This window comes from Rhodococcus sp. LMD (assembly GCF_056108245.1).
Genome location: NZ_CM148557.1, coordinates 4,110,411 through 4,135,716, shown reverse-complemented (window position 1 = coordinate 4,135,716; position 25,306 = coordinate 4,110,411). Strand labels below are relative to the sequence as shown.

22 protein-coding genes and 1 riboswitch are annotated in these 25,306 nt (G+C 72.6%); of the genes, 6 read left to right on the top strand and 16 right to left on the bottom strand.

Going from position 1 to position 25,306, the window contains the following annotated elements:
• Positions 1–40: 40 nt before the first annotated feature.
• The 3 genes from ACWPQI_RS18915 to ACWPQI_RS18905 are packed head-to-tail and all read right to left on the bottom strand — an operon-like array spanning position 41 to position 3,308.
• Positions 41–1,564 carry a precorrin-2 C(20)-methyltransferase gene (locus tag ACWPQI_RS18915; protein ID WP_010593200.1) on the bottom strand — a complete coding sequence of 508 codons (1,524 nt, stop codon included), beginning with the start codon at positions 1,562–1,564 and terminating at the stop codon, positions 41–43.
• Entirely contained in the window at positions 1,561–2,211 is a 651-nt protein-coding gene (locus ACWPQI_RS18910) for a precorrin-8X methylmutase (RefSeq protein WP_010593199.1), read from the bottom strand. The genes ACWPQI_RS18915 and ACWPQI_RS18910 overlap by 4 nt, the downstream gene beginning before the upstream one ends.
• Positions 2,208–3,308 carry a cobalamin biosynthesis protein CobG gene (locus ACWPQI_RS18905; RefSeq protein ID WP_010593198.1) on the bottom strand — a complete coding sequence of 367 codons (1,101 nt, stop codon included), beginning with the start codon at positions 3,306–3,308 and terminating at the stop codon, positions 2,208–2,210. Before ACWPQI_RS18905 ends, ACWPQI_RS18910 begins: the two co-directional genes overlap by 4 nt.
• A 25-nt stretch (positions 3,309–3,333) precedes the next feature.
• Positions 3,334–3,527, top strand: a riboswitch (cobalamin riboswitch).
• Positions 3,528–3,594: 67 nt separating this feature from the next.
• Here ACWPQI_RS18905 and cobN point away from each other — a divergent pair.
• Positions 3,595–7,203 (top strand): cobaltochelatase subunit CobN, encoded by a 3,609-nt coding sequence (gene cobN / locus ACWPQI_RS18900; RefSeq protein ID WP_304433911.1) that lies wholly within the window; start codon positions 3,595–3,597, stop codon positions 7,201–7,203.
• A complete protein-coding gene (gene cobF, locus ACWPQI_RS18895) occupies positions 7,200–7,973 on the top strand; it encodes a precorrin-6A synthase (deacetylating) (protein WP_010593196.1) in 774 nt (257 codons plus the stop codon). The genes cobN and cobF overlap by 4 nt, the downstream gene beginning before the upstream one ends.
• On the opposite strand, the gene ACWPQI_RS18890 is transcribed toward cobF, so the two are convergent.
• The 5 genes from ACWPQI_RS18890 to ACWPQI_RS18870 all read right to left on the bottom strand — a co-directional run bounded on the left by ACWPQI_RS18890 (position 7,938) and on the right by ACWPQI_RS18870 (position 11,574).
• On the bottom strand, positions 7,938–8,459 hold the full coding sequence (locus ACWPQI_RS18890) for a DUF6790 family protein (protein ID WP_010593195.1): 522 nt from the start codon (positions 8,457–8,459) through the stop codon (positions 7,938–7,940). The two genes, cobF and ACWPQI_RS18890, sit on opposite strands and share 36 nt — an antisense overlap.
• Positions 8,460–8,590: 131 nt before the next feature.
• On the bottom strand, positions 8,591–9,103 hold the full coding sequence (locus ACWPQI_RS18885) for an Rv2732c family membrane protein (RefSeq protein ID WP_026137753.1): 513 nt from the start codon (positions 9,101–9,103) through the stop codon (positions 8,591–8,593).
• 34 nt (positions 9,104–9,137) lie between these two features.
• On the bottom strand, positions 9,138–10,574 hold the full coding sequence (locus ACWPQI_RS18880) for a PepSY-associated TM helix domain-containing protein (RefSeq protein WP_342659688.1): 1,437 nt from the start codon (positions 10,572–10,574) through the stop codon (positions 9,138–9,140).
• 93 nt (positions 10,575–10,667) lie between these two features.
• On the bottom strand, positions 10,668–11,192 hold the full coding sequence (locus tag ACWPQI_RS18875; protein WP_010593192.1) for a hypothetical protein: 525 nt from the start codon (positions 11,190–11,192) through the stop codon (positions 10,668–10,670).
• Positions 11,193–11,253: 61 nt separating this feature from the next.
• Positions 11,254–11,574, bottom strand: coding sequence for a hypothetical protein (locus tag ACWPQI_RS18870; protein ID WP_010593191.1), 321 nt, complete (start codon positions 11,572–11,574; stop codon positions 11,254–11,256).
• Positions 11,575–11,840: 266 nt separating this feature from the next.
• Between ACWPQI_RS18870 and ACWPQI_RS18865 the strand changes: the two genes are divergently transcribed.
• The gene (locus tag ACWPQI_RS18865) at positions 11,841–12,737 is read left to right on the top strand and encodes a glucose 1-dehydrogenase (RefSeq protein ID WP_010593190.1); all 897 of its coding nucleotides are present in this window, start codon (positions 11,841–11,843) and stop codon (positions 12,735–12,737) included.
• A 132-nt stretch (positions 12,738–12,869) separates the two neighbouring features.
• On the opposite strand, the gene ACWPQI_RS18860 is transcribed toward ACWPQI_RS18865, so the two are convergent.
• The 6 genes from ACWPQI_RS18860 to ACWPQI_RS18835 all read right to left on the bottom strand — a co-directional run bounded on the left by ACWPQI_RS18860 (position 12,870) and on the right by ACWPQI_RS18835 (position 19,854).
• Complete coding sequence (locus ACWPQI_RS18860) at positions 12,870–15,014, bottom strand: catalase (protein WP_474738433.1); 2,145 nt, start codon at positions 15,012–15,014, stop codon at positions 12,870–12,872.
• A 33-nt stretch (positions 15,015–15,047) separates the two neighbouring features.
• Positions 15,048–15,941 (bottom strand): glycosyltransferase family 2 protein, encoded by an 894-nt coding sequence (locus tag ACWPQI_RS18855; protein ID WP_474738432.1) that lies wholly within the window; start codon positions 15,939–15,941, stop codon positions 15,048–15,050.
• Entirely contained in the window at positions 15,938–16,945 is a 1,008-nt protein-coding gene (locus tag ACWPQI_RS18850) for a glycosyltransferase (protein ID WP_029539929.1), read from the bottom strand. The genes ACWPQI_RS18855 and ACWPQI_RS18850 overlap by 4 nt, the downstream gene beginning before the upstream one ends.
• Positions 16,942–18,048, bottom strand: a complete 1,107-nt coding sequence (locus ACWPQI_RS18845; RefSeq protein ID WP_010593186.1) for a glycosyltransferase family 4 protein — start codon at positions 18,046–18,048, stop codon at positions 16,942–16,944. The genes ACWPQI_RS18850 and ACWPQI_RS18845 overlap by 4 nt, the downstream gene beginning before the upstream one ends.
• Positions 18,045–19,103 carry a glycosyltransferase family protein gene (locus ACWPQI_RS18840; protein WP_040270668.1) on the bottom strand — a complete coding sequence of 353 codons (1,059 nt, stop codon included), beginning with the start codon at positions 19,101–19,103 and terminating at the stop codon, positions 18,045–18,047. The genes ACWPQI_RS18845 and ACWPQI_RS18840 overlap by 4 nt, the downstream gene beginning before the upstream one ends.
• 283 nt (positions 19,104–19,386) lie before the next feature.
• Entirely contained in the window at positions 19,387–19,854 is a 468-nt protein-coding gene (locus ACWPQI_RS18835; protein WP_010593184.1) for a pyridoxamine 5'-phosphate oxidase family protein, read from the bottom strand.
• Between the two features lie 63 nt (positions 19,855–19,917).
• On the opposite strand from ACWPQI_RS18835, the gene ACWPQI_RS18830 reads away from it, so the two are divergent.
• The gene (locus tag ACWPQI_RS18830) at positions 19,918–20,868 is read left to right on the top strand and encodes a helix-turn-helix transcriptional regulator (protein ID WP_017680713.1); all 951 of its coding nucleotides are present in this window, start codon (positions 19,918–19,920) and stop codon (positions 20,866–20,868) included.
• A gap of 128 nt (positions 20,869–20,996) precedes the next feature.
• On the opposite strand, the gene ACWPQI_RS18825 is transcribed toward ACWPQI_RS18830, so the two are convergent.
• Positions 20,997–21,647, bottom strand: a complete 651-nt coding sequence (locus ACWPQI_RS18825) for a hypothetical protein (RefSeq protein ID WP_010593182.1) — start codon at positions 21,645–21,647, stop codon at positions 20,997–20,999.
• Positions 21,648–21,911: 264 nt separating this feature from the next.
• On the opposite strand from ACWPQI_RS18825, the gene ACWPQI_RS18820 reads away from it, so the two are divergent.
• Positions 21,912–23,201: an adenylosuccinate synthase gene (locus tag ACWPQI_RS18820; RefSeq protein WP_010593181.1), complete on the top strand. Its 1,290-nt coding sequence runs from the start codon at positions 21,912–21,914 to the stop codon at positions 23,199–23,201.
• Positions 23,202–23,220: 19 nt separating this feature from the next.
• Here ACWPQI_RS18820 and ACWPQI_RS18815 read toward each other — a convergent pair whose 3' ends face one another.
• Positions 23,221–23,760 (bottom strand): methylated-DNA--[protein]-cysteine S-methyltransferase, encoded by a 540-nt coding sequence (locus tag ACWPQI_RS18815; RefSeq protein ID WP_474738431.1) that lies wholly within the window; start codon positions 23,758–23,760, stop codon positions 23,221–23,223.
• Positions 23,761–23,826: 66 nt separating this feature from the next.
• Between ACWPQI_RS18815 and yczR the strand changes: the two genes are divergently transcribed.
• Positions 23,827–25,290: a MocR-like transcription factor YczR gene (gene yczR / locus ACWPQI_RS18810; RefSeq protein WP_017680711.1), complete on the top strand. Its 1,464-nt coding sequence runs from the start codon at positions 23,827–23,829 to the stop codon at positions 25,288–25,290.
• Positions 25,291–25,306: the final 16 nt, after the last annotated feature.

Sequence of the window (25,306 nt, the reverse complement as noted above, 5' to 3'; positions counted from 1 at the left end):
CGCCGTGACGGGCGCGGATCCCGGTGTTCCGGGCGAATGTTCAGGGACGCACCGAGCGCGACGTCCACACCGCGCCGGTCGCGGTGACCGCGGTGCCGGACGAGCCCACGAGGATCAGGCACTTCATGTCGATCGCGTCCGGGTCGAGCTTCTCGAGGGTGGTCACCTCGAGCGACTCGCCGGGGCGGCCGACGTCGCGACCGACCACCACGACGGTGTCGGCGGGGCGGTGCCGCAGCAGCACGGCCCGCGCCTGCGCGACCTGCGTGGTCCGCGACCGCGACGCCGGGTTGTAGATGCCCAGCACCAGGTCGGCCTGTGCGACGGCGGTGAGCCGCTGCTCGATCACCTCCCACGGCTTGAGCCGGTCCGACAGGCTCATCACCGCGAAGTCGCCGCCGATCGGGGCGCCCGCCCGCGCGGCGACGGCCTGGACCGCCGACACGCCGGGCAGCACCCGCACCGGGATCTCCGCGAACCGCGGATCCTGCGCGGCCTCGAACACCGCCGAGGCCATCCCGAACACTCCGGCGTCGCCACCCGAGACGACCGCCACCCGTTCGCCGGACAGGGCCAGCTCGAGCGCGACGCGGGCGCGGTCCACCTCGACGGTGTTGCCGGACGCGTGCCGTCGCTGCCCCGGCCGGACCGGCACCCGGTCGACGTAGGGCCCGTACCCGACGACGTGGTCGGCGGCCGCCAGCGCGGCGGCGGCCTCGGGGGTGAGCCACTTCTCGTCGGCGGGGCCGAGACCGACGACGAGCAGCTCACGGGCAGCGACCGCGTCGGGAACCTCGGCGACGACGGGCCGGGACCGGTCGGTGATGTCCCGGTTGCGCGGCGCGCGGTCGCCGGGGGTGAGGATCACCGAGAAGTACGGCACCGCATCGGCGTCGACGTCGGCGACGGGGACGATGCGCTGCCCGCCCATCGACGCGCGCTCGACGTACACCGCGTCGTCGAGCCGGCCCGCCTGGGCGAGCGCGGCGCGGACCGCGGGGAAGGTGCGGCCCAGCTTCATGATCGCGGCGCCGTCGGTGTCGGCGAGACGGCGCGCCAGTTCCGGCTCGGGCAGCGTGCCGGGCAGCACGGTGAGCACGTCGGTGCGCCGCACCAGCGGTTCCGCCGCGGCGGCCGCGGCCGCGGACACCGACGTCACGCCCGGAACCACCTCGGTCGCATAGCGGTTCGCGAGCCGGTCGTGCAGGTACATGTAGGAGCCGTAGAACAGCGGGTCGCCCTCGCACAGCACGACGACGGTGCGGCCGGCGTCGAGGTGCGCGGCCAGGCGCGCCGCGCACTCGTCGTAGAAGTCGGCGATGGCCCCGTCGTAGCCGCCGGGATGGTCGGTGGTGCCGGTGGTGACCGGGTAGACCAGCGCCTCCTCGAGCACCCCCTCCCGGATCAGCCCGGCCGCGATGCCCCTCGCGATGGACCGGCCGTGGGTGCCCGAGTGGTAGGCGATCACGTCGGCCTGCTCGATCAGCCGGGCCGCCTTGCGGGTGATCAGCTCGGGATCACCGGGGCCGAGGCCCACGCCGTAGAACCGTCCGGTGTCGTTCACTCCGCCTCCTGGGCCAGGGCATTGATCGCGGACGACGCCATCGCCGAGCCGCCGCGACGTCCCCGTACCACCAGGTAGGGCAGCTGCAGCGGATGCGCGGCGAGCGCCTCCTTGGATTCGGCGGCGCCGATGAACCCGACCGGCACCCCCACGATCGCGGCCGGCCGGGGGCCGCCGGCGTCGATGAGCTCGAGCAGGTGGAACAGCGCGGTGGGTGCGTTGCCGATCGCGACGACGGCGCCGTCGAGGCGGTCCTCCCACAGCGACACCGCCGCGGCCGAGCGGGTGGTGCCCCACGCCGACGCGAGCTCGGGTACCCGCGGGTCCCGCAGGAAGCACAGCACCTCGTTGTCCGCCGGCAGCCGGGTGCGGGTCACCCCGGACGCGACCATGTGCGCGTCGGTGAGGATCGGCGCGCCGGAACGCAGCGCCGTGCGCGCCGCGGACACCAGGCCCGGGTGGATCGCGAGGTCGCGGGTCAGGTCGGTCTGCCCGCAGGCGTGCACCATGCGCACCGCGACCTTCTCGGCGTCGGCCGGAATCGCGGACAGGTCGGTTTCGGCGCGGATCGTCGCGAACGACCGGACGTAGATGTCGGCGCCGTCGGTGACGTAGTCGTAGCGCCGGGGTGGGGGGGACAGGGTCATGCCGGGTTCCTCGCGAGCAGGAGCGTGTGGGGGAAATTCGGTGCGCCGCAGGATCGTTCGCATCCCACGACGTGCAGGTGGCCGGGTGGCGGCGCATCGGCGACGACGCGCCGGGCCGTGGCACGGGTGTCGCCCCCGGCGAGGCTACACCGCGGCGCGCCGGTGCATGCGGTGGTGCGGGTCCACGGCGACGCGCCGTCGAGGACGAACCCGGCGTCGCGCAGCGGCTGCGGATCGTGCTCGCCGGGCAGGACCAGGCCGCGCCACGGGGTGACGATCACGTCCGGCACGGGCAGCGCCGCCACCATCGCGGGCGAGAGGATGCCCAGCGGGACCAGGACCGAGACGGCTCCGGGCAGGGGGCCGTACGGCGCGGTGTACCGGGTGGGCGGCGGCAGCGGCGCACCACCGCCGAGTTCGGCGCCGGCCTCGGGCAGTCGGTGCACGTGCCAGCTGGTGCCGCGGATCGCCGCGAACCGTTGCGCCAGGTCGACCAGGGTCCCGACGGCCCGCTCGGCCGGCACCACCGGGCCGGAGCGCCGGCCGATCGTGACGCGGAACAGTCCGGGTTCGACGGCCACCGCGGCGAGGTCGCAGCGCAGGGTGGTGACGTCGCCGCGGCCGTCGTCGAGCCCGAAGAGGAAACGCCCCGGCAGCTGCGCCAGGGCGGGCTCGGCGCACAGGGCGGCGTCGAGCGCGCCGATCAGCGGGCGGATGTCGGCGCGGCCGCCGGTGATCCCGGACAGCGGCGAGGCGACGACGTTGCGGACCCGTTCGTGCGCCGGCGCCGGCAGGAACCCGGCCGCCGTCACCGCCTCGACCAGGCCGGCGGGCACCCCGCCGCACTCGTCCAACGCGACGCCCCTGATCTGCAGGTTTCCGCGTGAGGTGAGGTGCACGTCGCCGTCCGCGAAGGCGACCGACGCCTCCGACAGCGCCTGCAGGCCGCCGTCCGGGAGCCGGCCGCCGGGCGCGCGCAGCCGCACCAGCGCGCCGTCGGCGGCGAGGTGGGGGCGCAGCAGACCGGGGCACCGATCCTGGGTGAGCGCAGCGACGGGGGATGCCGCCTGGGCCGGCGCCGGGGGAAGGTCGACCATGGGGGCACATGGTTGCACACGTGCGCTAAGCTCCACCTGCCGTGGTGCTCGGGAAGCCGGTGTGAGACCGGCGCGGCCCTCGCCACTGTGAGCGGGTAGTTGCTCGCCCTCGTCCGAACCGGTCCGCCGGTCCGGAGACCACTGGACGCACGTCCGGGAAGGTCGGCGCAGCAGCGACGATCCGTCAGCCAGGAGACCGGCCACGGCACGGGAAGTCCACGAGGGTTTGGAGACTGAACATGACCGAATTCGTGCTGCGCGGAATCGAACTGCGCAGGACCCGGCCGTGACGCGGCTCGCGCTGCTGTCCACGTCCGACACCGACCTGCTGTCGGCGCTGAGCTCCGACGCCGAATACGCGCTGGGCAATCCGTCGCGCCTCGACGTCGGCACCGAGCTGCCGCGCCTGCTCGACGGCGCCGACCTGGTGATCGTCCGCATCCTCGGGTCGGTGCGGTCCTGGCAGAACGGCATCGACGCGGTCCTGGCGCACGGCGCACCCGTCGTCGTGCTCGGCGGCGAGCAGCTGCCCGACGCCGAGCTGATGAGCCACTCCACCGTCCCCGTCGGCATCGCCACCGAGGCGCACGCCTACCTCGCGCAGGGCGGGCCCGCGAACCTCGCCCAGCTGCACGCCTTCCTGTCCGACACCGTCCTGCTCACCGGCGAGGGCTTCGATCCGCCGGCCGCGCTGCCCGAGTGGGGCAGCCACGCGCCCGCCGCGGCCGATCCCGACCTGCCGAGGGTGGGCATCCTGTACTACCGCGCCCACGAGACCAGCGGAAACACCCGCTTCGTCCGTGATCTCGCGCGGGCGGTCGACGCCACCGGCCGCGCCGTGGCCGTGCCGATCTTCTGCTCCACCCTGCGCGGGGCCCCCGCGGACCTGCTCGCCGAACTCGGCACCCTCGACGCCCTGATCGTCACGGTCCTGGCCGCCGGTGGTACCCGCCCGGCCACCGTCTCCGCCGGCGGCGACGACGATGCCTGGGACGTCGCAGCGCTTGCCGCGCTCGACGTTCCGATCCTGCAGGCGTTGTGCCTGACCTGGGGACGCGACGCGTGGGCCGAATCCGACGAGGGAGTTTCCCCGCTCGATTCCGCGACGCAGATCGCCGTCCCCGAATTCGACGGCCGCATCATCACGGTGCCGTTCTCGTTCAAGGAATTCGGCGCCGACGGCCTGCCGCGCTACGTCACCGACCCCGAACGGTGCCGTCGCGTCGCCGGTATCGCCGTCGCGCACGCCCGTCTGCGGCGCATCCCACCCGCACGGCGGCGCCTGGCGATCATGCTCTCGGCGTATCCGACGAAACACTCCCGCGTCGGCAACGCCGTCGGCCTGGACACGCCCGTCTCCGCGATCCGGCTGCTGCGCGCGCTGCGCGAGCACGGCTACGACCTCGGCGACGGCTTTCCCGGCCTCGACACCGACGACGACGCCGAGGCAGGCAACGCGCTGATCCACGCCCTGATCGCCGCGGGTGGCCAGGACGAGGAGTGGCTCAGCGCCGAGCAGATGGCGGGCAATCCGGTGCGGGTGAGCGCGGCGCGCTACCGCGAGTGGACGGCGGACCTGCCGTCCGAGCTGACCGGCGCGATGACCGAGGCGTGGGGCGAGGCCCCGGGCGAACTGTTCGTCGACCGCAGCGCCGACCCGGACGGCGAGATCGTGCTCGCCACCCTGCAGGCCGGCAACGTGGTGCTGATGATCCAGCCGCCCCGCGGGTTCGGCGAGAACCCGGTGGCGATCTACCACGATCCGGACATGGCGCCGTCGCACCACTACCTCGCGGCGTACCGGTGGGTGGAGAACGGCTTCGGCGCCGACGCCGTCGTCCACCTGGGCAAGCACGGCTCGATGGAATGGCTGCCCGGCAAGAACGCCGGGCTGTCGGCGGCCTGCGCGACCGACGCCGCCGTCGGCAACCTCCCGCTGATCTACCCGTTCCTGGTCAACGATCCGGGGGAGGGCGCCCAGGCGAAACGCCGCGCCCACGCGACCATCGTCGACCACCTGATCCCGCCGATGGCGCGGGCCGAGTCGTACGGCGACATCGCCCGGCTCGAGCAGCTGCTCGACGAGTACTCCAACATCGCCTCGATGGACCCGGCCAAGCTGCCCGCGATCCGCGCCCAGATCTGGACGCTGATCCAGGCCGCGAAGCTCGACCACGACCTCGGTCTCCACGACCGCCCGCACGACGCCGAATTCGACGACTTCCTGCTGCACGTCGACGGCTGGCTGTGCGAGGTCAAGGACGCGCAGATCCGCGACGGTCTGCATGTGCTCGGCACCGCGCCCGTCGGGGAGGCTCGCGTGAACCTGGTGCTGTCGGTGCTGCGGGCCGCGCAGGTGTGGGGCGGCAGGGCGCACGCGGTGCCCGGGCTGCGCACCGCGCTCGGGCTGAAGCCGGATGCGCCGCTCGCCGAGACCGACGCGGTCGAGTCCCAGGCCCGGACCCTGGTGCAGGGCATGGAGGACGCCGGCTGGCGGGTCGAGCGCGCCGGCACCGTCGTCGAACAGGTGCTGGGACAGCAGGATCCGGAGGTCGAGCGGGTGCTCGCCTTCGCCGCCGAGCAGGTCGTGCCGCGCCTGGCCCGCACCACCGACGAACTCGACGCGGTGCTGCACGCCCTCGACGGCGGCTACGTCCCTGCCGGTCCGTCCGGGTCGCCGCTGCGCGGCCTGGTCAACGTGCTGCCCACCGGCCGCAACTTCTACACCGTCGACCCGAAGGCGGTGCCGAGCCGGCTCGCCTACGCCACCGGCGTGGCCCTGGCGAACAACCTGCTCGACCGGTACCGCGCGGACACCGGCGACTACCCGCCGTCGGTGGGCCTGTCGGTGTGGGGCACCTCCGCGATGCGCACCTCCGGCGACGACATCGCCGAGGTGCTCGCCCTGATCGGCGTGCGCCCCGAATGGGACGCCGAGTCCCGGCGGGTGCGCGAACTGACCGTGATCCCCCTCGACGAACTCGGCCGGCCCCGCATCGACGTCACCGTCCGCATCTCCGGGTTCTTCCGCGACGCCTTCCCGCACGTCGTCGCGATGCTCGACGACGCGATCCGCACCGTCGCCGCCCTCGACGAGCCCGACGACCTGAACTTCGTGCGCGCGCACGCCCGCCGCGACGAGGCCGAGCACGGCGACCCCGAGCGCGCGGTCCGGCGCATCTTCGGTTCCCGGCCCGGCTCCTACGGCGCCGGCATCCTGCCGCTCATCGACTCCGGGAACTGGCGCAGCGACGCCGATCTCGCCGAGGTGTACACCGCGTGGGGCGGCTTCGCGTACGGGCGGCACCTGCACGGTGTCGCGGCCGCGGACGACATGCGCGCCAACTACCGGCGGATCGCGGTGGCGGCGAAGAACACCGACACCCGCGAGCACGACATCGCCGACTCGGACGACTACTTCCAGTACCACGGCGGCATGGTCGCCACCGTCCGCGCGCTCACCGGCGCGGACCCGAAGGCGTACATCGGCGACTCGACCACCCCCGACCAGGTCCGCACCCGTTCGCTGGCGGAGGAGACCGCCCGCGTGTTCCGGGCCCGGGTGGTCAATCCGCGCTGGCTCGCCGCGATGCGCCGGCACGGCTACAAGGGGGCGTTCGAGCTCGCCGCGACCGTCGACTACCTGTTCGGCTACGACGCCACCGCCGGCGTCGTCGCCGACTGGATGTACGAAACCCTCGCCCGCACCTACGCGCTCGACCCGGAGAACCAGCAGTTCCTGCGCGAGGCCAACCCGTGGGCGCTGCGCGGCATCGTCGAACGGCTCTCCGAGGCCGCCGACCGCGGGCTGTGGGCCGAGCCGGATCCGGCGACGCTCGCGGAACTGCAGCAGGCCTACCTCGACGTGGAGGGCGACCTCGAGGACCGCGGATGAGAAGGCGGCTGCGGCTGATCGGGATCGGGCCGGGTGGTCCCGACGACCTCACCGTGGCCGCGGTCCGGGCGCTGAACGAGGTGGACGTGTTCCTCGTCGCCGACAAGCAGCGCGGCGTCGACGATCTCGTCGCCGTGCGGGAGGAGATCTGCCGCCGGCACGTCACCGGCGACTACCGGGTGATCACGGTGCCGGACCCGCCGCGCGACCGGGCCCCGTCCGCCTACGGCGCCGAGGTGCGGGACTGGCACGCGGCCCGCGCCGCCGTCTACGAGTCGGTGCTGCGCGAGCAGGTCGCGCCGGACGAGACCGCCGGATTCCTGGTGTGGGGCGATCCGAGCCTGTACGACAGCACCATTCGCGTCGTCGAACGCATCCGCGACCGGGGCGTGCTCGACGTCGACTACGACGTGGTCCCGGGGGTGAGCGCCGTGTCGCTGCTCGCGGCGCGGCACCGGTTGGTGCTCAACCGGATCGGCGGCCCGATCACGATCACGACGGGCCGGTGCCTCGCGCACGAGGTCGCCGCCGGGGGCGACAACCTCGTGGTGATGCTCGACGGCGCGCTCGAATGCGCCCGGCTCGACGGCGACTGGCACATCTGGTGGGGCGCCGACCTCGGCACGTCCGACGAGGAACTCGTCGCCGGCCCGCTGCACCGGGTGCTGCCGGAGATCGAGCGGGCCCGCGCCCGCGCGAAGGCGGCGCGCGGCTGGGTGATGGACACCTACCTGCTACGTCGCGCGGACGGCGTCGGCGCCGGCTCCTGACCGGGTGAGGGGAACGGCGTCGCCGCCCCGCCGGTACGACGCCGCGTACAGGACCCACGCCACGATCGGCAGGACGATGTCGAACCACAGCGGGAATCCGACGTTGCCCGGCTCGGTGTTGTCCTTCGCGAGCCAGAAGTACAGGTGACCGGCGGCGTCGCCGAAGTACTGGACGGTGGTCACGACGATCGTCGCGAGCCAGAACCCGCCGCGGAAGCGGTAGCACAGGATTCCCGCCACGCCGATCGCGAGATCGCCCATGGCGTTCTCGAATTGGAAACCTCCGTCGCCGCGGGTGAATCCGATCATCTCGGCGGTCGCGGGACCGTCGAAGACGTGGAACGCCGCCCCGATCACCGAGGCGACGCCGACCACCGCCACGAGCCACCACACGAGGTAGGTGTCGATACGGGCGGCGCCGTGGCGGTGGCGGGACTGCAGGAAGGCGCCGACGAGGGCGACGACGGCGAGTACGGCGGTCGGCACGGCAACTCCCTTCGCGGGGCAGCCGCATCCGGCCGCTTCACCGGCGAAATGTACGCCGCGCCCGGCCCGTCGCGCAGTGGAACGCCGGGACATCCGCGCGGTGCGCGGATGTCCCGGGTCGGGCATCGGCGTCAGAGCACCGGCGTGGTCACCGGCTGCGGCCGCCGGTCGGTGGGGGAGCGGCTGAGCACGACGGGCAGCCACTGCGAGGTCAGCGCCACCATGCCGAGCCAGGCGAGCACCATTCCCGCGCCGGGGGCGTGCGGAGTCTGCACCGGCATGCCGTTCTGCGACCAGTAGCCGAGCAGCCCGAACAGGGACGCCAGGCCGGAACCGAGCATCGACGCCGACGCGAGCCGCCAGCGGTGCGTGCACAGCGCCGCGGTCGACGACACCACACCGAACACCACAGCGAGGCTCACGAAGACCCGCATCGGCACGGTCGTCGTGGCCTCGTGCCCGAACCACGTGCCGAGCACCGTCCACGACCATTCGGTATCCGATTGCGGCAGAAGCAGACCCAGCACCACCGCGACGACACAGGCGACGAGGACGCGGTGTCGCCGGCCGGCGTCGAACTCCCCGGCGATCTTCCGCTCGATGCGGGCGAACTCCTTACGGTATGCGGACAGGTCGTCGCTCACCGGCACTCCTCGTCGATAGGCACACGAGGGTTCATTATGCGCGTCCCCGGCTACGCCACCCGACGGCGGTGTCGACGACGAGGAACGCCAGCAGGCTGAGCCCGAGCACCGGGGCGAACCACCCCACCACCGCGGCCGCGACGCCGATCGCGACCGCCGGACCTGCGCCGACGCGACGGAGCGCGCCCCGGGACGGAGCGCGGCCGACGGCCCACGCCGACCCACGGGTGGGCCGTCGCCGCCACCACAGCACGTACCCGCGCACCACGACCGTGATCAACGCCACCGCCAGCAGCGCCAGGGCGACCTGCGTGATCAGCCCGAACATGATGCCCATGTGCAGGGTGATCGACCACCACGTCAGCTGCGCGGCGAGCGGCCAATCCGCGAACCGCAGCACGTCGACGACCTCGCCGGTCGCGCCGTCGACGGCGACCGAGTCGATGCCGTACACCCACGGCTGGCGGGTCTCGGCGACGGTGAAGGCGGTGCCGGTCTTCGCGGGGATCGAGGCCTCGACGACCCCGGTCAGTCCCGCCGCGGCCGCCGCGTCCAGCACCGAGTCGATGCGGGCGATGTTCGTGTCGAGCAGCGCCGGGTCGGCGGCGTGCCCGCCGTGGCCGCCGTGCCCCTCGTGGCCCGTCGCGGGTGCGGCGCTGCTCCCCGTCAGGGTCGCGTCGACGGCGGGCGTCTTCCAGTCCAGTGCCGCCCGCAGCTCGGCGATGTTGTCGCCGGCGAACCGGGACCAGGTCAGACCGGTCGCGGACAGGAACACCAGGCCGACCGCGATCCATACACCCACCACACCGTGCCAGCCGAGGGTGCGGGACCGGCCGGTGGCGGTGCGGTCGACGGTGAGCAGGCGCGCCTCGGCGTCGCGGGCCCGCAACGTCCGGTACCGGCGCACCCACAGATACACGCCGCCGAGCGCGATCACCCACATCCAGGACGCGGCCAGCTCGCTGTAGAGGCGGCCCGGCTCGCCGAGATGCAGGTGCCGGTGCAGCTGCGAGATCCAGGTCCGCACCGGCAGGGCGCTGCTGCTGCCGTAGACGGCCAGCTCACCGAGCGGCCGCGCGGTGACCGGGTCGACGAAGACCGCGAGCCGCTGCGACTCGCCGAGGCTCGGGTCGGCGAACAGGACCCGGGTGGTCTCGCCGGGCGCCGCGGCCGGCCGCACCGCGGTGACGGTGAGATCGGGCCGCTGGCCGGTGGCCACCCGGATCTGCTCGGCCACCGGCACGGCGGGACCGGTGGCATCGGTGTGCAGCTGATCGCGGTAGACGAGTTGCTCGATCGTCGGCGCGAGCGCGTAGAGGCCGCCGCTGACCGCGGCGATCAGGATGAACGGGGCGACGAGGAGGCCGGCGTAGAAGTGCAGCCGCAGCACGAGTGGTCGCAGGGAGGAGGTGCCGGATCGGCGGGTCGGGGGCGGGACGGAACGATCCGTCCCGAGGTCGGTCGTGGACATGCGAATGCTCGTTTCGATCGTCGGTGACGACGGCAGCGTCGTCACACGTGGGAAAGCCGCCGCGGGGTACGGACGCGGCGGAACAGGATCGGGTCAGGCGGTGCGGGGCGGACCCCGGGTGCCGGCCTGTGCGGAAACGAGCACTCGCAGCACGAGACGTGCCCGGTGCGAGGGTGTGGCCACCCACAGCGGCGCATGCGCCGGGGGCAGGGTCAGTATCGCGGCGACGATGTGCCGCAACACGCCGAGTGCCGCGACGCAACCCTGCTCGGCCGCCCGGATCAGGGCGGCGGAGACGACGAGGGCCGCGGCGTGGGCGCCGAGCATCGCGGGCGAGAGCCCGAGGCCGTGGGCGTGCTCGGCGGTGAGGGTCAGGACGGTGTGACCGATCGTCTGGCCCGCGGCCAGGACGAGCACCAGTGCGGTCAGCGGCCGGTGCGACCGGAGCGCGGACACCGCGGCACCGAACGCGGCGCAGGCGGCGACCATCAGCACCACCGACGCCTGAGACGGAATCTCGCCGCCCGCGAGGCCGTGGGCTGCGACGGAGACCGCGGCGGAGGTCGAGCCCACGAACGCGCCACGCAGCTGCGTGGACGTCGGCGGGCGTGGATTCACGCGAAGGAGCCTACAGCGGTGTGCCCTTTGGGCTGCCCTGACCGCCCAAGGGGCGCACCGCTCAGTGACCGCGCGGTTCGCGCAGGCTCGTTCCTTCGACGTTGCGGACCCGCTTGCGCTCGAGCAGGACCAGCAGGGCACCGATCCCGAAGGACACGATGCAGGCGGGACCGGCGATCCAGGCCCAGCCCTCGAAGCCGTAGCCGGCAGCCACCAGAGTCAGACCGAGCAGCAGCAGCCCGAGGCCCAGGAAGAAGTAGCCCGGCCAGCCCCGGGAATCGGTCAGGGCCTCACCGGCGTGGCTGCGCATCGTGCGGGCGTCGTCGGCCGGGAAGTCGCTGTCGTTCGTCAGGTCCCGGTCGTGGGCCTGCCTGCTGTGCACCGGATCGGCACCCGCGCGGGTCTCCTCGCTTCGCCGAAACTCACTGCTTCGCCGAAATTCACCGCTTCTCCGAAATTCACTGCTTCCCCGAAACTCACTCTCGTGTTCCGTCACAGCCCCATCCTTTCCAGAGGTCGGGTCGGGAGAGCGCTGCAGCGCTCGGATTCACCGACCGGTGCCGCTCGTGTACCCGCTCCCGGCGCCGGGTATGCACCGTGCGGACACGGCGGCTCCGTAACCGCCCGCACACCGCTGAGGGAGGACCCATGACCGACCAGCACCGGCCCCGGAATCCGGTCGAGCAGTACCCGGCCCCGGATCGTGAGCAGCAACCCGAACTCGAGTACCCGGGCCTGACGTCCGACATGGTGTCGGCACCCGACCACGGCGAGCAGACCTATCGCGGCAGCGGCAGGCTCGAGGGCCGACGGGCGCTGATCACCGGTGCCGACTCGGGGATCGGACGGGCCGTGGCGATCGCGTTCGCCCGTGAGGGCGCCGACGTCGTCCTCAGCTATCTCGAGTCCGAGGAGGACGACGCCCGCGAAACCGTGCGGTGGATCGAGGAGGCGGGTCGGCGCGCCGTCGCGGTGCCGGGCGACATCCGCTCCGAGGAACACTGCCGGCACCTGATCGACACGGCCGTGCGTGACCTCGGCGGCCTGGACATCCTGGTGAACAACGCGGCGTTCCAGATGGTGCAGATGAACGGGATCGCCGACATCACCACCGAGCAGTTCGACCGCGTGCTGAAGACGAACCTGTACGCGTTGTTCTGGCTGTGCAAGTTCGCGATCGACGTGATGGAACCGGGCTCGACGATCATCAACACGTCGTCGATCCAGGGGACGAGCCCGTCGCCGGAACTGCTCGACTACGCCACGACCAAGGCCGGCATCGTCGACTTCACCAAGGGTCTGGCGTCGGACGTCGCGAAGCGGGGGATCCGGGTCAATGCCGTCGCCCCGGGACCGATCTGGACGCCGCTCATCCCGGCCACGATGCCCCGGGAGAAGTTCGAATCCTTCGGTGACGACGTCCCGCTCGGCCGGCCCGGGCAGCCGGCCGAACTGGCTCCGGCCTACGTCTTCCTCGCCTCGCAGGAGTCGAGCTACATCACCGGCGAGGTCATCGCCGTCACCGGCGGCAAGCCCTTCTCCTGACAGACCCGCGGGGGGGTGGGGCCGGTGGCCGAATGTCACATTCGGTCGATTCGATCGACGCGATGTGACATTCGGCCACCACCACCGCCGCACCACCGCCGCACCGCCGTAGCAGCAGCAGCAGGGGGCGGGTCAGGCCTGGGACCGCTCCCACACACGGTGGGCGCCGAGCAGTTCGACGATTCCGGTCACCACCGCTTCCGGATCGTCGGCGGTGACCACTCCGGGGGCCTCGGTATGGACGGCTGCGTGCTCGAGCGCTTCGGTGCCCGTGCCCCACGTGCCGATCGCCTTGCAGTGCCGGAACGTCTCGTCGACCAGAATGCGTACCCGCGGATCGGCCGGGGCGCTCGCGAGCAGCAGGGCGTCGTACTCGACGGACCGCGCCGTGTCGAAGGTGCGCGAGATCGGCACCTCCTTGCGGCCGCCGTCGAGCTTGCCGCCGTGCGGACCGATCACCAGCGGCACGGCCTTCGCCGCGGCCACCGCCGCCACGGCCTTGGCGACCTCGGCGACGTCGGCGCTGTCGTCCGCGACGATGCCGATCATCCGCCCCTCGACCGGCCACGTCGCACCGACCTGGGACAGGGCCTCGCTGCGCAGCGGCTCACCGTCCGTCGACACCGTCGGCTCCGGTGCCGGCAGGCCGAGACCCGCCGCGACGGTGGCGCACAGCTCCGCGTCGATGTTCGCGAGCACCTGCAGCTGCCGTTCCTTGATCGCCTGCTCGAAGCACTTCCCGAGCTCGAACGTGTACGCGTTCGCCACGTGCTTCTTCTCGATCTCCGACAGGCTCCGGTAGAACAGCCGGGCCTGCGAGAAGTGATCGTCGAACGTGCTCGGCGCCTCGCGTTCCTTGACACCCGCGGCGATCGGCGCCGGCACGTCGATGAACGCGGCGTCCTCGACGCCCGCGAGGAACGGGCATCCCGCTCCGAGCGAGTTGGGCCGGTAGGGAGCCGCGCCCGGATGGATGCCGGTCTGGTGCATGCCGTCGCGCAGCATGTCGTTGACGGGGGCGTGCGGCCGGTTGATCGGCAACTGGCCGAAGTTCGGTCCGCCGAGCCGGCTGAGCTGGGTGTCGAGGTAGGAGAACAGCCGACCCTGGAGCAGCGGATCGTCGGTGACGTCGATGCCGGGGACGAGGTGGCCGGGATGGAAGGCGACCTGCTCGGTCTCGGCGAAGAAGTTCGTCGGGTTGGCGTTGAGCTGCATCGTCCCGATCACCTGCACCGGGGCGAGCTCCTCGGGGACGATCTTGGTGGGGTCGAGAAGGTCGATGCCCTCGAAGGTCTGCTCCGGGGTGTCGGGGAAGACCTGCACGCCCAGATCCCATTCGGGGTAGGCGCCGGATTCGATGGCGTCGGCGAGGTCGCGGCGGTGGAAGTCCGGGTCGATGCCGCCGAGCAGCTGCGCCTCCTCCCACACCAGCGAGTGCACACCCAGGCGCGGCTTCCAGTGGAACTTCACCAGCGACGTCTCGCCATCGGCGTTGACGAGACGGAAGGTGTGGACGCCGAAGCCCTCCATCATCCGGTAGGAGCGCGGAATGCCCCGGTCCGACATGTTCCACAGGGTGTGCGCGGTGGCCTCGGTGTGCAGCGAGACGAAGTCCCAGAACGTGTCGTGTGCGCTCTGGGCCTGCGGGATCTCGCGGTCCGGGTGCGGCTTGGCGGCATGGACGATGTCCGGGAACTTGATCGCGTCCTGGATGAAGAACACCGGAATGTTGTTCCCCACCAAGTCGAACGTTCCCTCGTCGGTGTAGAACTTCGTCGCGAAACCACGGGTGTCGCGGACGGTGTCGGCGGAACCACGCGAACCGAGCACCGTCGAGAAGCGGACGAAGACGCGCGTCTCGCTGCCCTTCTGCAGGAATCCGGCGCGGGTGATCTTCGAGGCGGCGCCGTTGGCCCGGAAGACGCCGTGCGCCGCGGCGCCCCGGGCGTGCACCGCCCGCTCGGGAATGCGCTCGTGATCGAAATGGGTGATCTTCTCGCGGAAGTGGTGGTCCTGCAAGAGCGTCGGACCGCGGCGACCCGCCTTGAGGGAATGGTCGGTGTCGGTCAGCCGTGCACCCTGGGCGGTGGTGAGGAAGCGGCCCTGGGGACCGCGCGCACCGTCGGGCAGGGCCTCGGGTGTGCCGGTGGCAGTGACCGGGACGGGCTCACGCTGGTCGGGTTTGGCCGGAGGCGGGTCCGTCGGGGCCGTGGGTTCCTCGACCGGAACCTCGAAACCGGCGGGCGAGCCGGGAACCGGCGGATTCTTGTCGAACACTGCGATGCTCCGTTCGGTCGAGACAGGGGACGTTCACGTCCCGACCGAGTTGCCCCGCGCGTCCCGGTCCAAACATCGGCCACGTCCGCGCCCCGCATGCGCCGCGGTGGCGACCCACCGGTCCGCGGCCGCGTCGTACCGGGCCAGACCCGCCTCGGCGAATCGGGTCAGCCACCCGGTCATCGGCCAGCGCCCCCAGCGCCGGTGGAAGACAGCGGCGTTGTGGAGGATCTCGTGCAGATGCTCGACCGGCGGGTCGGAGACCGGGTGGTGCTGATGGAAGGCATGCGCGCCGCCGACCCAGCGCAACCCCACCCCGGCGTGCGCGGCGCGCTGGGCGAAGTCGGTGTCCTCGCCGCCGTACCCGACGTAGTCCGTGCAGAAGCCCCCGACGGCCGTCCACGTCTCGCGGGTCGCCGCGAACGACAGCGACCAGAACAGGTCGTACTCGTCGCCGGTGCGGATCGTGCCGGCCGGGGGGTTCGGCCGTGCCGGATGCGGGTTCACGCTCCGCTCGAGGCGGCCCAGGTCGTATCCGCGCGGCCCCGGCGGCGGCAGATACGTCACCGGACCGCACAGCAGGGCGCTGCCGTGCCGCGGATCGCTCGCGGCCCGCTCGTACAACCCGAGGAGGCCCGCGGAGGGAATGCAGTCGACATCGAGGAACACCAGCAGCTCGGCGCCGCGCGCCAAGGCACACTCGGCGCCCACATTGCGCGCGGTGGACAGTGACAACGGTCCGCCCGCCGGCAGGGTCACCGTATGAGCCGGGTAGCCCTCCGCTTCGATCAGCGGTGCGACGGCCGGGTCGCCCATCGACACCACCACGTGATCGTCCGGAGTCCGTGCGCTGCGCGTCAGGCCGCGCAGCTGCAGCCGCAGGTGCGCGTGCCGGCCGGCGACGAGAGTGATCACGGTCGTTCTCATCGTGGTGCCACCTTCGCGGCGACCTCGTCGAGCACCGCGGCGGCGCGCCCGGCAGCCCCCTCGGTGCGCCACCGGGACCACTGTGCGGGATCGAGCCGCAGGGCCCGGCGCAGCAGTTTCGGCCAGTCGTCCGGATGCGGCCAGGCCGGCAGGGTCACCGCCAGGCCGGCTCGGCCCAGCGCGTCGGCGGTGGCGCACTGCTCGTCGTACGGCCGGGGTTCGGCGACGACGATCGCCGGCCGCCGTGCCGCGGCGATGTCGGCGATGGAGTTCTGCCCGGCGTGACCGACGACGACGTCGGCCCGGCTCAGGTCGGACCACGGATCATCCACCCACGGACCGCCCGGCACGCCGACACCGTCCCACGCGTAGCCGGGATGACGCTCGGCCAGCTCGTGCAGGCGCTCGGCCGACAGGGACGAGCCGCCGCTGCCGCTCAGGACCAGGACCCGGGGCCGGCCGCCGGGGGCGGGGCCGGCGACGGGCCGGCCGTCGAACCGGCTGATGCCGCCGACATAGGTGGTCTTGTCCGCGTACGGACGTAGATACGCCGGCTCGTACACCTCCCGCGGCCACGGCGCGACGATGTGCTCGGCCGCGCGGTAACCCAGCCCGTGCGGGGTGTCGGTGCGCTCGCCCGGCATGGCCACGACCACGACGGGGACGCCCAGCAACCGGGCGAACACCGCGACCTCGACCGACACGTCGACCACCAGCAGCCGGGGCCGGGCCGTGGCGACCCAGGACGCCAGCGCCGCCATCCGCTCGCGTAGGCCGCGGTCGTGCCGGGGGACCCAGTGCAGCAACCCGCCGGCGGTGGGATCCTCCGCGGTGTCGACGGACTCGTCGTCGCGGGGCAGTTCGACGACATCGGCGAAGACGTCGGCGAAGCGCCCCAACGGCGCCGAGCACAGGGCCGTCACGGGTTCGCTCGTGCGGGCGCAGATCGAGGCCGCCCGGGTGCGGTGCCCGTGTCCGTGGTGATGGATGTAGTAGCCGATCATGCCGGGCGCTGCCGGACGACGGAGCCGGCCGCACACAGGCGGCGGTACAGGGCGAGGTAGGAGTCCACCATGGTGCGTTCGGAACAGAACGTCTCGGCGCGGCGGCGGGCGTCGAGCCGGGACAATCGGACGGCCCGAGGCACGGTGGCCGCCAGCGCCTCCACGTCGTCGGGGGCGACGAGGCAGCCGCTGCCCCGGTCGAGTACCTCGGGGATGCCGCCGCGCGCGAACGCGACCACGGGCGTGCCGCATGCCAGGGACTCGGCCACGACGAGGCCGTACGGCTCGTTCCACTGCGGCGTCACCAGGGTCGCGGCCGACCGGCCGACCGCGGCCGCGAGTTCCCGCTGCGGCAGATGACCGAGATACGTGACGCCGTCGCCCAGACGCGGGGCGATGTGCCGGGTGAAGTAGTCCTCGTCGCTGACCGGACCGGCCAGCCGCAGGGACGTTCCCGCCCGCCGGGCCGCCTCGATCGCCAGGTGGGCACCCTTCTCGGGGACCAGTCGTCCGAACCAGATCAGCGACGGCCCGCCCGGGCCGAGCGGCCACGCCCCGAGGTCGACGCCGTTCGGGACGACGGTGATCTGCGAGGCGACCGCATGCGCCCAGGTCGCCGCGGTGTATCTGCTGACGGCCGCGTAGTGCGCCGAGCCGCCGCCGGGGACGGCGAGCGCCGACTCGAGCCACGGCGTCGGCGGGGTGTGCAGGGTGGTCAGCATCGGGGTCCGCAGCGTCGCGGCCATCGCCGGCGGCAGGTAGTGGACGCTGTGGTTGTGGATCACGTCGAACGAGTCGGCGAGCGGGCCGGCCAGTTCCAGCAGCAGGGACAGGTAGGCGTGGTGGGCGTCGAGGAACGCTTCCGGCGGCATCGACACGTCGCTGCGGGCGGCGGGGCTGGGCGTGAAGGTGCGCACCTCGAGGAACGAGGCGGGCAGCGTGACGTCGGAACCCGCGGCGGCGAACAGCGTCACCCGGTGTCCGTCGGCGCCGAGCGCGCGGGTCAGGTGCCACACGTGTGCCTCGAGTCCCCCGGCGAAGGGCTGCGCGACGGGAAATCGGTGGGACGCGATGAGGGCGATACGCAGTGGGCGACCCGTCACGACAGTGCCCGTTCGTAGATCGCGTGGTGCGCATGGGACAGGAAGCGGCGTTCGAACATGCGCTGCGCCCAGTCGCTGTGGGGCCGCCGACCGCTGTGGTACAGCGCGCGCACCGAATCGGCCAGGGAATCCGGGTCGAAGGTCTGCTCGTCGTATGTGAACACCTGGCAGGGCCGTTGCTGGTGGTAGAACCCGCAACTCGGGGCGATCACCGCCGTACCGAGGTCGTGGCAGGCCTCGAGCCAGCCGGAATGGGTGCCGAACCGGTAGGGCAGGACGGACACAGACAGCGAGGACAGGTACTCCCACAGCTCGTCGTCGGAGAAGTACTTGTGCACACGCACGTCGACGCCCGGCCGGTCCCCGAAGGCGAGGATCTTCGCCCCGGCCTCGGGGGCGTACCAGTGGTTGTCCGGATCGAAGATCTCGTCGTGGACGTTGATCCGCAACTGCGCGCCCGGCAGGTCACGGACGGTGTGGGAGAGGACGTCGAGGACGGGGAAGACGTCCATGTTGGCGCGCAGGCTCTTCGCGTGCACCCCGACGACGAACGGCTCGTCCGGGGACCGGTTCGCGCGCGCGAACCAGGGCTGTTCGACGACGTGTGGGTGGGGCAGGACGGTGGGGGTGCGGCCCCACATCGTCTCGATCCGTCCGGCGGCGCCCTCGGTGAGGGTGATCAGTTCGGTGGCGGCGGGGATCAGGACGTCGAGCTGCTTGTGGTGGGTGCCCGACGTGGGGTGGTGCGGGTTGCGCAGGTCGTGCACGGTGTAGACGAGCGGGATGTCGTGGTCGGCGAGTTCCGCGACCACGTCCTGCAGGGCCTCCGGTTCGATCGCGTCGAAGCCGAAGTGGATGTGGAACACGTCGAACTCGGTGTGGTTGGCGGCGATCCATCCCGGCTCGAGCATCAGCGGCGGCCACCATCCGCCCGGTACCTTGCGTCCGTCGGCGGGCACCGGATCGGCAAGCCGCACCACCTCGTCGTCCCCGTGCGGTCCGGTCAGATGCCGGACGTAGACGTGCGACGCGGGCACCGAGGCCACTCGGATCATGTCTCACCCTCCCCGTGACAAACGACCGGCCACGCACGCGGAGCGGCCGGCTCCGAGGGGCGGCTACCCGTTCGGCGGGGAGTCCACACCTCGCCCGCTCGGGCGTCGCGGGGAGCGATTTCGGGTCCGGAGGTTTCGACCGCGCCGCAGGGGGCACAACGGTCGGGGCTGTTCCGTAGTCCGGATGCGGGCCGGCCAAGGCGCCCCGGGTTGAACTCGACAGCCCGGGGCGCCGAACTCTCCGTGCCGAACCTCTCCGTGCCGGGCCGCGCGGCGGGCCCGGTCAGCGGACGAAACGCTCGACGGCGGCCCCGGGCCGCCACAGATCCACGTACAGGTGTTCCTCGTCGACCGTGGTGAGCACGGCCTCGGCCAGGTCGAGTTCGAACAGGTGCATCGGCCCCGGCGGCACCTCCTCCGGGTAGGCGGCGAGCACGGCCGCCTTCACGTCGTCGTGCAGTTCCCGGGCCCGGCCGCGGACCTTCGCGTCGCCGCCCGTCATCGAGTGGTGCCCGGGATTGGAATGCAGGGCGTAGCGCGGATCGCGCTGCAGGTCGCGGGCTTTCCTCGCGCCGGGCATCGACCCGAGCACCAGTCGGCCGTCGACGATCTCCACCTCCGTCCCGCTGACGCGCGGTGAACCGTCCCGCCGCAGCGTCGCCAGGACGTGATGCTTGTGCGCCTGTAGTCGTGCGGCGATCGCCTGTGCCAGATCCGGTGCCTGCTCGGAGAACTCTTTCCATGGACTCATGAGGTCAGGATGCGCCGATATCACTGACATCGAGTGTCAGTGATTTTTGCGTAGGCTGCGGTCATGCGATCGGCACGCCTGCTCGCGATGATGCTGCGTCTGCAGGGCACCGCGGGCCTGACCGCGCAGCGGCTCGCGGACGATCTCGGCGTCTCGGTGCGCACCGTGTACCGCGACGTCGGTGCCCTGTCCGCCGCGGGGGTCCCGGTGTGGACGGAGAGCGGACCGGGCGGCGGCATCCGCCTGCTCGACGGGTGGCAGTCCCGGCTCAGCGGGCTCACCAGCGACGAGAGTGCCGCGCTGATGCTGCTGGGGGTGCCCACCCTCGCCGCCGACCTCGGTGTGGAACTCGATGCGGCCCGCGGCAAGCTGCTCGGGTCCATGCCGGTCGCCCTGCGCAGCGCCGCCCAGGCCTGGCGCGACCGGGTCCACGTCGACGTCCCCGGCTGGTTCGCCGCACCGGGGGACAACACGCACCTGCCGGCCGTCGCGTCCGCCGTGTTCGACGAGCGCCGCCTGAACATCCGCTACCGGCGCGGCGACCGGACCGTGGCGCGCACCCTCGACCCGCTCGGGCTCGTCGCCAAGGCCGGGGTCTGGTACCTCGTCGCCGCGCACCGCGGTCACGTCCGGACCTACCGGGTCGGGCGCATCGCGTCCGCCGCCGTCCTCGACGCCCCGGCCCGACGGCCCGACGGATTCGACCTGCCCGCCTACTGGGCGGCGTCCGCGGCGGAGTTCGATCGTGCGCTGCGCAGGTTCGCCTGCACACTCCGTCTCGGCCCGGCCGCGTGGCGGCGCCTGCCCCGCGTGGTGGGCACCGACGCCGCCGACGTGGAACCGGGACCGCCGGACGCGGACGGGTGGGTGCGGGTGGACCTGTTGCTCGAGTCCGAGGAGGTGGCGCTCGACCAGCTCCTCGCCCTCGGCGGCGGGGTCGAGGTCGTGGCCCCGGAGTCGTTGCGGGCCGCACTGCGCGCCGCCGGCGAGGCCCTCGCCCGGTGCAATGCGTGACGCCGGTGAGGGCTGCGCCCGCGGACCCCGCCCGCGGCGGAATCCGGTGTGCGGGTGTCCGGCGGGGGCGGAGGAAATCACGACAAGCGCTCAGCCGGAACGGCTTTCGTACCGCGACGGCAGCCCGCTCAGCGCACCAGCTTCCACTTGTGCTCGTGCCGGTAGAAGGTGGAGCGCTTGACCGCCCGCGGATTGGCGACCCCGTCGCGGGTGAGCACGGCGCCGGGTGAGCCGAGCTGCACGGCACGGCCGGTCACCCAGCGGTAGCCGCCGAACCAGCGCGGCCGATCGATCGCCGCCCGCAGTCCCGGCATGTCGACGGTCGGCTCGATCCGCACACCCGGGGTCATCCCGCTGAACAGCCGGGTGTCGTCGACGTACGCCTCGCCCACCAGCTCACCGACCTCGCCCTCGACGAGGGCACGCCCGACGAGGGCGATGCCGGCGTCGTCGCGGATGAGCGGCACCGGCCGTGCCGTGCCCTGCAGTGCGACGGTCGCGGCCTTCGATCCGAACCGCAGTCCGTACGCCTCGGCGGCCGGGGTGCGTCGCTCCGGCACGTAGGCCAGTTCGATGCCGAGCCGCTCGGTGCGCATCATCCGGGTCAGCGTCGCGGCGAAGGCGGCGTCCCCGCCCACCACCACGAGCCGGGGGTCCTCGACCGACTCGAGATGCGCGAACACGTCCTCGAAGTCGTCCTTGCCGGGCAGAGCCGGGGCGGTCAACGTGGTCAGGGATGTCAGTGTCAACGGCAGTGGGGCATCACCGCACTTGAGCACAACGGGGGTCAAGAGCACTCCTCTCGCGGGCGACGATGCTCCACTCACTCTAGTCACGACTCGCCTCACCGCCGGACGCTCGAACGCGGCACGGTGAGTCGGGTGGATCGTCGGCACCCGTCACAGTCGGGACGGCGGCCCGCGGACGCCGGGGGCGGTGCCGCACGTGTGGTCCGCTAGACTGTCCCCCCGGCTTCTGTTCTGTGACGGCAGAACCCTGCAGGCGGAGGGCGCCCGCACGTCGACACCCTAGGAGACAGCGAAATGCCGGCAATCGTCCTGATCGGCGCCCAGTGGGGCGACGAGGGCAAGGGCAAGGCCACCGATCTGCTCGGTGGCCGGGTGCAGTGGGTGGTGCGCTACCAGGGGGGCAACAACGCCGGCCACACCGTCGTCCTCCCGAACGGGGAGAACTTCGCGCTGCACCTGATCCCTTCCGGCATCCTCACTCCCGGCGTCACCAACGTCATCGGTAACGGCGTGGTCGTGGACCCGGGCGTGCTGCTCGACGAGCTCGCCGGTCTCGAGAACCGCGGGGTCGACACCACGAACCTGCTGCTCAGCGCCGACGCGCACCTGATCATGCCGTACCACGTGGCCATCGACAAGGTCACCGAACGCTTCCTCGGCGCCAAGAAGATCGGCACCACCGGCCGGGGCATCGGCCCGTGCTACCAGGACAAGATCGCCCGCGTGGGCGTCCGCGTCGCCGACGTCCTCGACGAGAAGATCCTCACCCACAAGGTGGAGGCCGCCCTGGAGTTCAAGAACCAGGTGCTGTCGAAGATCTACAACCGCAAGGCCCTCGACCCGCAGCAGGTCGTCGACGAGGTGCTCGGCCAGGCGGAAGGGTTCAGGCACCGCATCGCCGACACCCGGCTGCGCCTGAACAAGGCCCTCGAGGCCGGCGAGACGGTACTGCTCGAGGGATCGCAGGGCACGCTGCTCGACGTCGACCACGGCACCTACCCGTACGTGACGTCGTCGAACCCCACCGCCGGCGGCGCGGCCGTCGGATCGGGCATCGGTCCCAACCGGATCGGCACGGTGCTCGGCATTCTCAAGGCCTACACCACCCGGGTGGGGTCGGGTCCCTTCCCGACGGAACTGTTCGACGAGCACGGCGCCTACCTGGCCAAGACCGGCGGCGAGGTGGGTGTCACCACCGGCCGGGCCCGGCGCTGCGGCTGGTTCGACGCCGTGATCGCCCGCTACGCGACCCGCGTCAACGGCATCACCGACTACTTCCTCACCAAGCTCGACGTCCTGTCGAGCCTCGAGACCGTGCCGATCTGCGTCGGCTACGAGGTGGACGGGGTCCGCGTCGACGAAATGCCGATGACGCAGACCGACATCCACCACGCCACGCCGATCTACGAGGAGATGCCCGGCTGGTGGGAGGACATCTCCGAGGCCCGCACCTTCGAGGACCTGCCGGAGAACGCCCGGAACTACGTGCTGCGGCTCGAGGAACTCTCGGGTGCGCGGATGTCGTGCATCGGTGTCGGCCCGGGCCGCGACCAGACGATCGTGCGCCGCGACATCCTGAGCTGAAACCCGCTGCGGCCCCGCGTCAGAACAGGGTCGGATCGCCGAAGCCGGGGGCGTGCTCGAGGGCGAGCAGCTCCCGCTTCGTGACGGTGCTTCCGGGCGCGGAGAAGCCGCCGATCCCGCCGCCCGCGGCGAGGATCCGGTGGCACGGCACGATCAGCGGAACGGGGTTGCGTCCCAACGCCTGTCCGACGGCCTGGGCGCCGGCCGGCCGGCCGACCCGGCGCGCCACCTCGCCGTAGGTTGCGACCGCGCCGGGGGCGACGGTGCGGGCGAACTCGTAGACCGCCGTGTCGAATTCGGAGACGTTCCGGTAGTCGACCGGAACCCGGCGCAGGTCGTCGGGCGCCCCCGCGAGATGCGCGGCGACGGCGTCGATCACGGGCTGCACCCCCGCCGGGACGGGCCGCTCGACCGCGGCCGGGAACCGGCCGAGCAGTGCGTCGCGCGTGGGTTCGGGCGCGGTCTCGGGCAGTTGCACGCCGACGACGCCGGCCGCGGACCACACGAGCCCGCACGTGCCGACGGCGGTGTCGAACAGGGTGTAGCCGAGGGTGGTCACGCCGTCAGTATGAACTGGCCCGGGGACAGGTGACCACCTCGCCGACTGGACTGCGATACTGGACTGGTGATCACGCGTGCGATCGGAGCCGGTTCCCTGGCCCGCGACCTCGGCAACTGGCAGGACACCGCCGATCGGCGGCCCGCGTACCGGGCTCTCGCCGACGGGATCCGGCTGCTGGTGCACGACGGTCGCGTTCCCCTGGGCGTGGCGCTGCCCAGCGAGCGTGAGCTCGCCGCCGCCCTGGCGCTGAGCCGCACCACCATCACGTCCGCGTACACGGCTCTGCGCGAGGCCGGCTACCTGCGCAGCCGGCAGGGTGCGCGCAGCACCGTCGCGCTGCCGCCGCGGCGACGGGGCACGCCGGCGCGTTCCGCCGCCCCGGCCGCCGCGGAAGCGCCGGAGCCCGTGGATCTCAGCTCCGCGTCCATGCCGGCGCCCGCCGCCGAGATCGAGTCGGCCTACGCCGCCGCGCTGCGGTCGGTGCCCGCCTACCTCGACTCCCACGGCATGGAACCGATCGGCCTGGCCCTGCTGCGGGAGGTGATCGCGCGGCGCTACCGGGACCGCGGGCTGCCGACCGGGGCGGACCAGATCATGGTCACCTCGGGCGCGCAGCACGCGCTGCGCCTGCTGCTCGGCGTGCTCACCGACGCCGGCGACCGGGTGATCGTCGACCATCCCACCTATCCCAATGCGCTCGAGGCGATCCGGCGGCACGGGGCGCGGCCGGTCGTCGTGCCGGTGCGGCCCGAGGGCGGCGCCGACGACGGCTGGGACCTGGAGGGCCTGCGCAGCGCCGCCCGGCAGACCGCGGCGCGAATGGCGTTCCTGATCCCGGACTTCCACAGTCCCACCGGGCTGTGCATGGGCGCGGCGGGCCGGGCCGAACTCGTCCGCATCGCGGAGGAGACCCGCATGACGCTCGTCGTGGACGAGACGATGGTGGACCTGTGGCTGGACACCCCGCCGCCGCCCGCCGTCGCCTCGTACGGCGCGGACCGCTCCGTCGTGACGGTGGGCTCGACCGGCAAGTCCCTCTGGGGCGGTCTCCGGGTGGGCTGGATCCGCGCCGACCGATCCCTGATCACCCGGCTCGTGGGGGCGCGCTCCGCCGTCGACCTCGGCACGCCGGTCATGGAGCAGCTCGCCGCGGCGCACCTGCTCGGCGACGTCGAGGACCTGCTCGAGCGGCGACGCGGACAGCTGCGCCGCCGGCGGGCGGCGATGCTCGGCGCGCTCGACGAGTTCCTGCCCGACTGGACGTACACGGTCGGACCGGGCGGGATGTCGCTGTGGGTGCGGATGCCCACGCCGGTGTCGACCGCGCTCGCGGCGACCGCCCCCACTCACGGTGTGGTCCTCGCCGCGGGACCCCGCTTCGGGGTGGAAGGCGCCTTCGAACGGTTCCTGCGGCTGCCCTATGCGCGCGAGGCCGACGAGGTGCGCCGGGCGGTCGCGTCCGTGGCCTCGGCGTACGACGCGCTGGCCCGCGGCCGGGACCTCGTCGAACCACACCTCGTGGTCTGATTCGGGGGTGGCCGGA

What these genes read in the sequence shown, in the direction of transcription:
- ACWPQI_RS18820 (WP_010593181.1), top strand. Translation starts at nt 21,912, where the DNA reads ATGCCGGCAATCGTCCTGATCGGCGCCCAGTGGGGCGACGAGGGCAAG.
- cobF (WP_010593196.1), top strand. Translation starts at nt 7,200, where the DNA reads ATGAGAAGGCGGCTGCGGCTGATCGGGATCGGGCCGGGTGGTCCCGAC.
- ACWPQI_RS18910 (WP_010593199.1), bottom strand. Translation starts at nt 2,211, where the DNA reads ATGACCCTGTCCCCCCCACCCCGGCGCTACGACTACGTCACCGACGGC.
- ACWPQI_RS18850 (WP_029539929.1), bottom strand. Translation starts at nt 16,945, where the DNA reads ATGATCGGCTACTACATCCATCACCACGGACACGGGCACCGCACCCGG.
- ACWPQI_RS18830 (WP_017680713.1), top strand. Translation starts at nt 19,918, where the DNA reads ATGCGATCGGCACGCCTGCTCGCGATGATGCTGCGTCTGCAGGGCACC.
- ACWPQI_RS18840 (WP_040270668.1), bottom strand. Translation starts at nt 19,103, where the DNA reads ATGATCCGAGTGGCCTCGGTGCCCGCGTCGCACGTCTACGTCCGGCAT.
- ACWPQI_RS18855 (WP_474738432.1), bottom strand. Translation starts at nt 15,941, where the DNA reads ATGAGAACGACCGTGATCACTCTCGTCGCCGGCCGGCACGCGCACCTG.
- ACWPQI_RS18880 (WP_342659688.1), bottom strand. Translation starts at nt 10,574, where the DNA reads ATGTCCACGACCGACCTCGGGACGGATCGTTCCGTCCCGCCCCCGACC.
- ACWPQI_RS18905 (WP_010593198.1), bottom strand. Translation starts at nt 3,308, where the DNA reads ATGGTCGACCTTCCCCCGGCGCCGGCCCAGGCGGCATCCCCCGTCGCT.
- ACWPQI_RS18865 (WP_010593190.1), top strand. Translation starts at nt 11,841, where the DNA reads ATGACCGACCAGCACCGGCCCCGGAATCCGGTCGAGCAGTACCCGGCC.
- ACWPQI_RS18835 (WP_010593184.1), bottom strand. Translation starts at nt 19,854, where the DNA reads ATGAGTCCATGGAAAGAGTTCTCCGAGCAGGCACCGGATCTGGCACAG.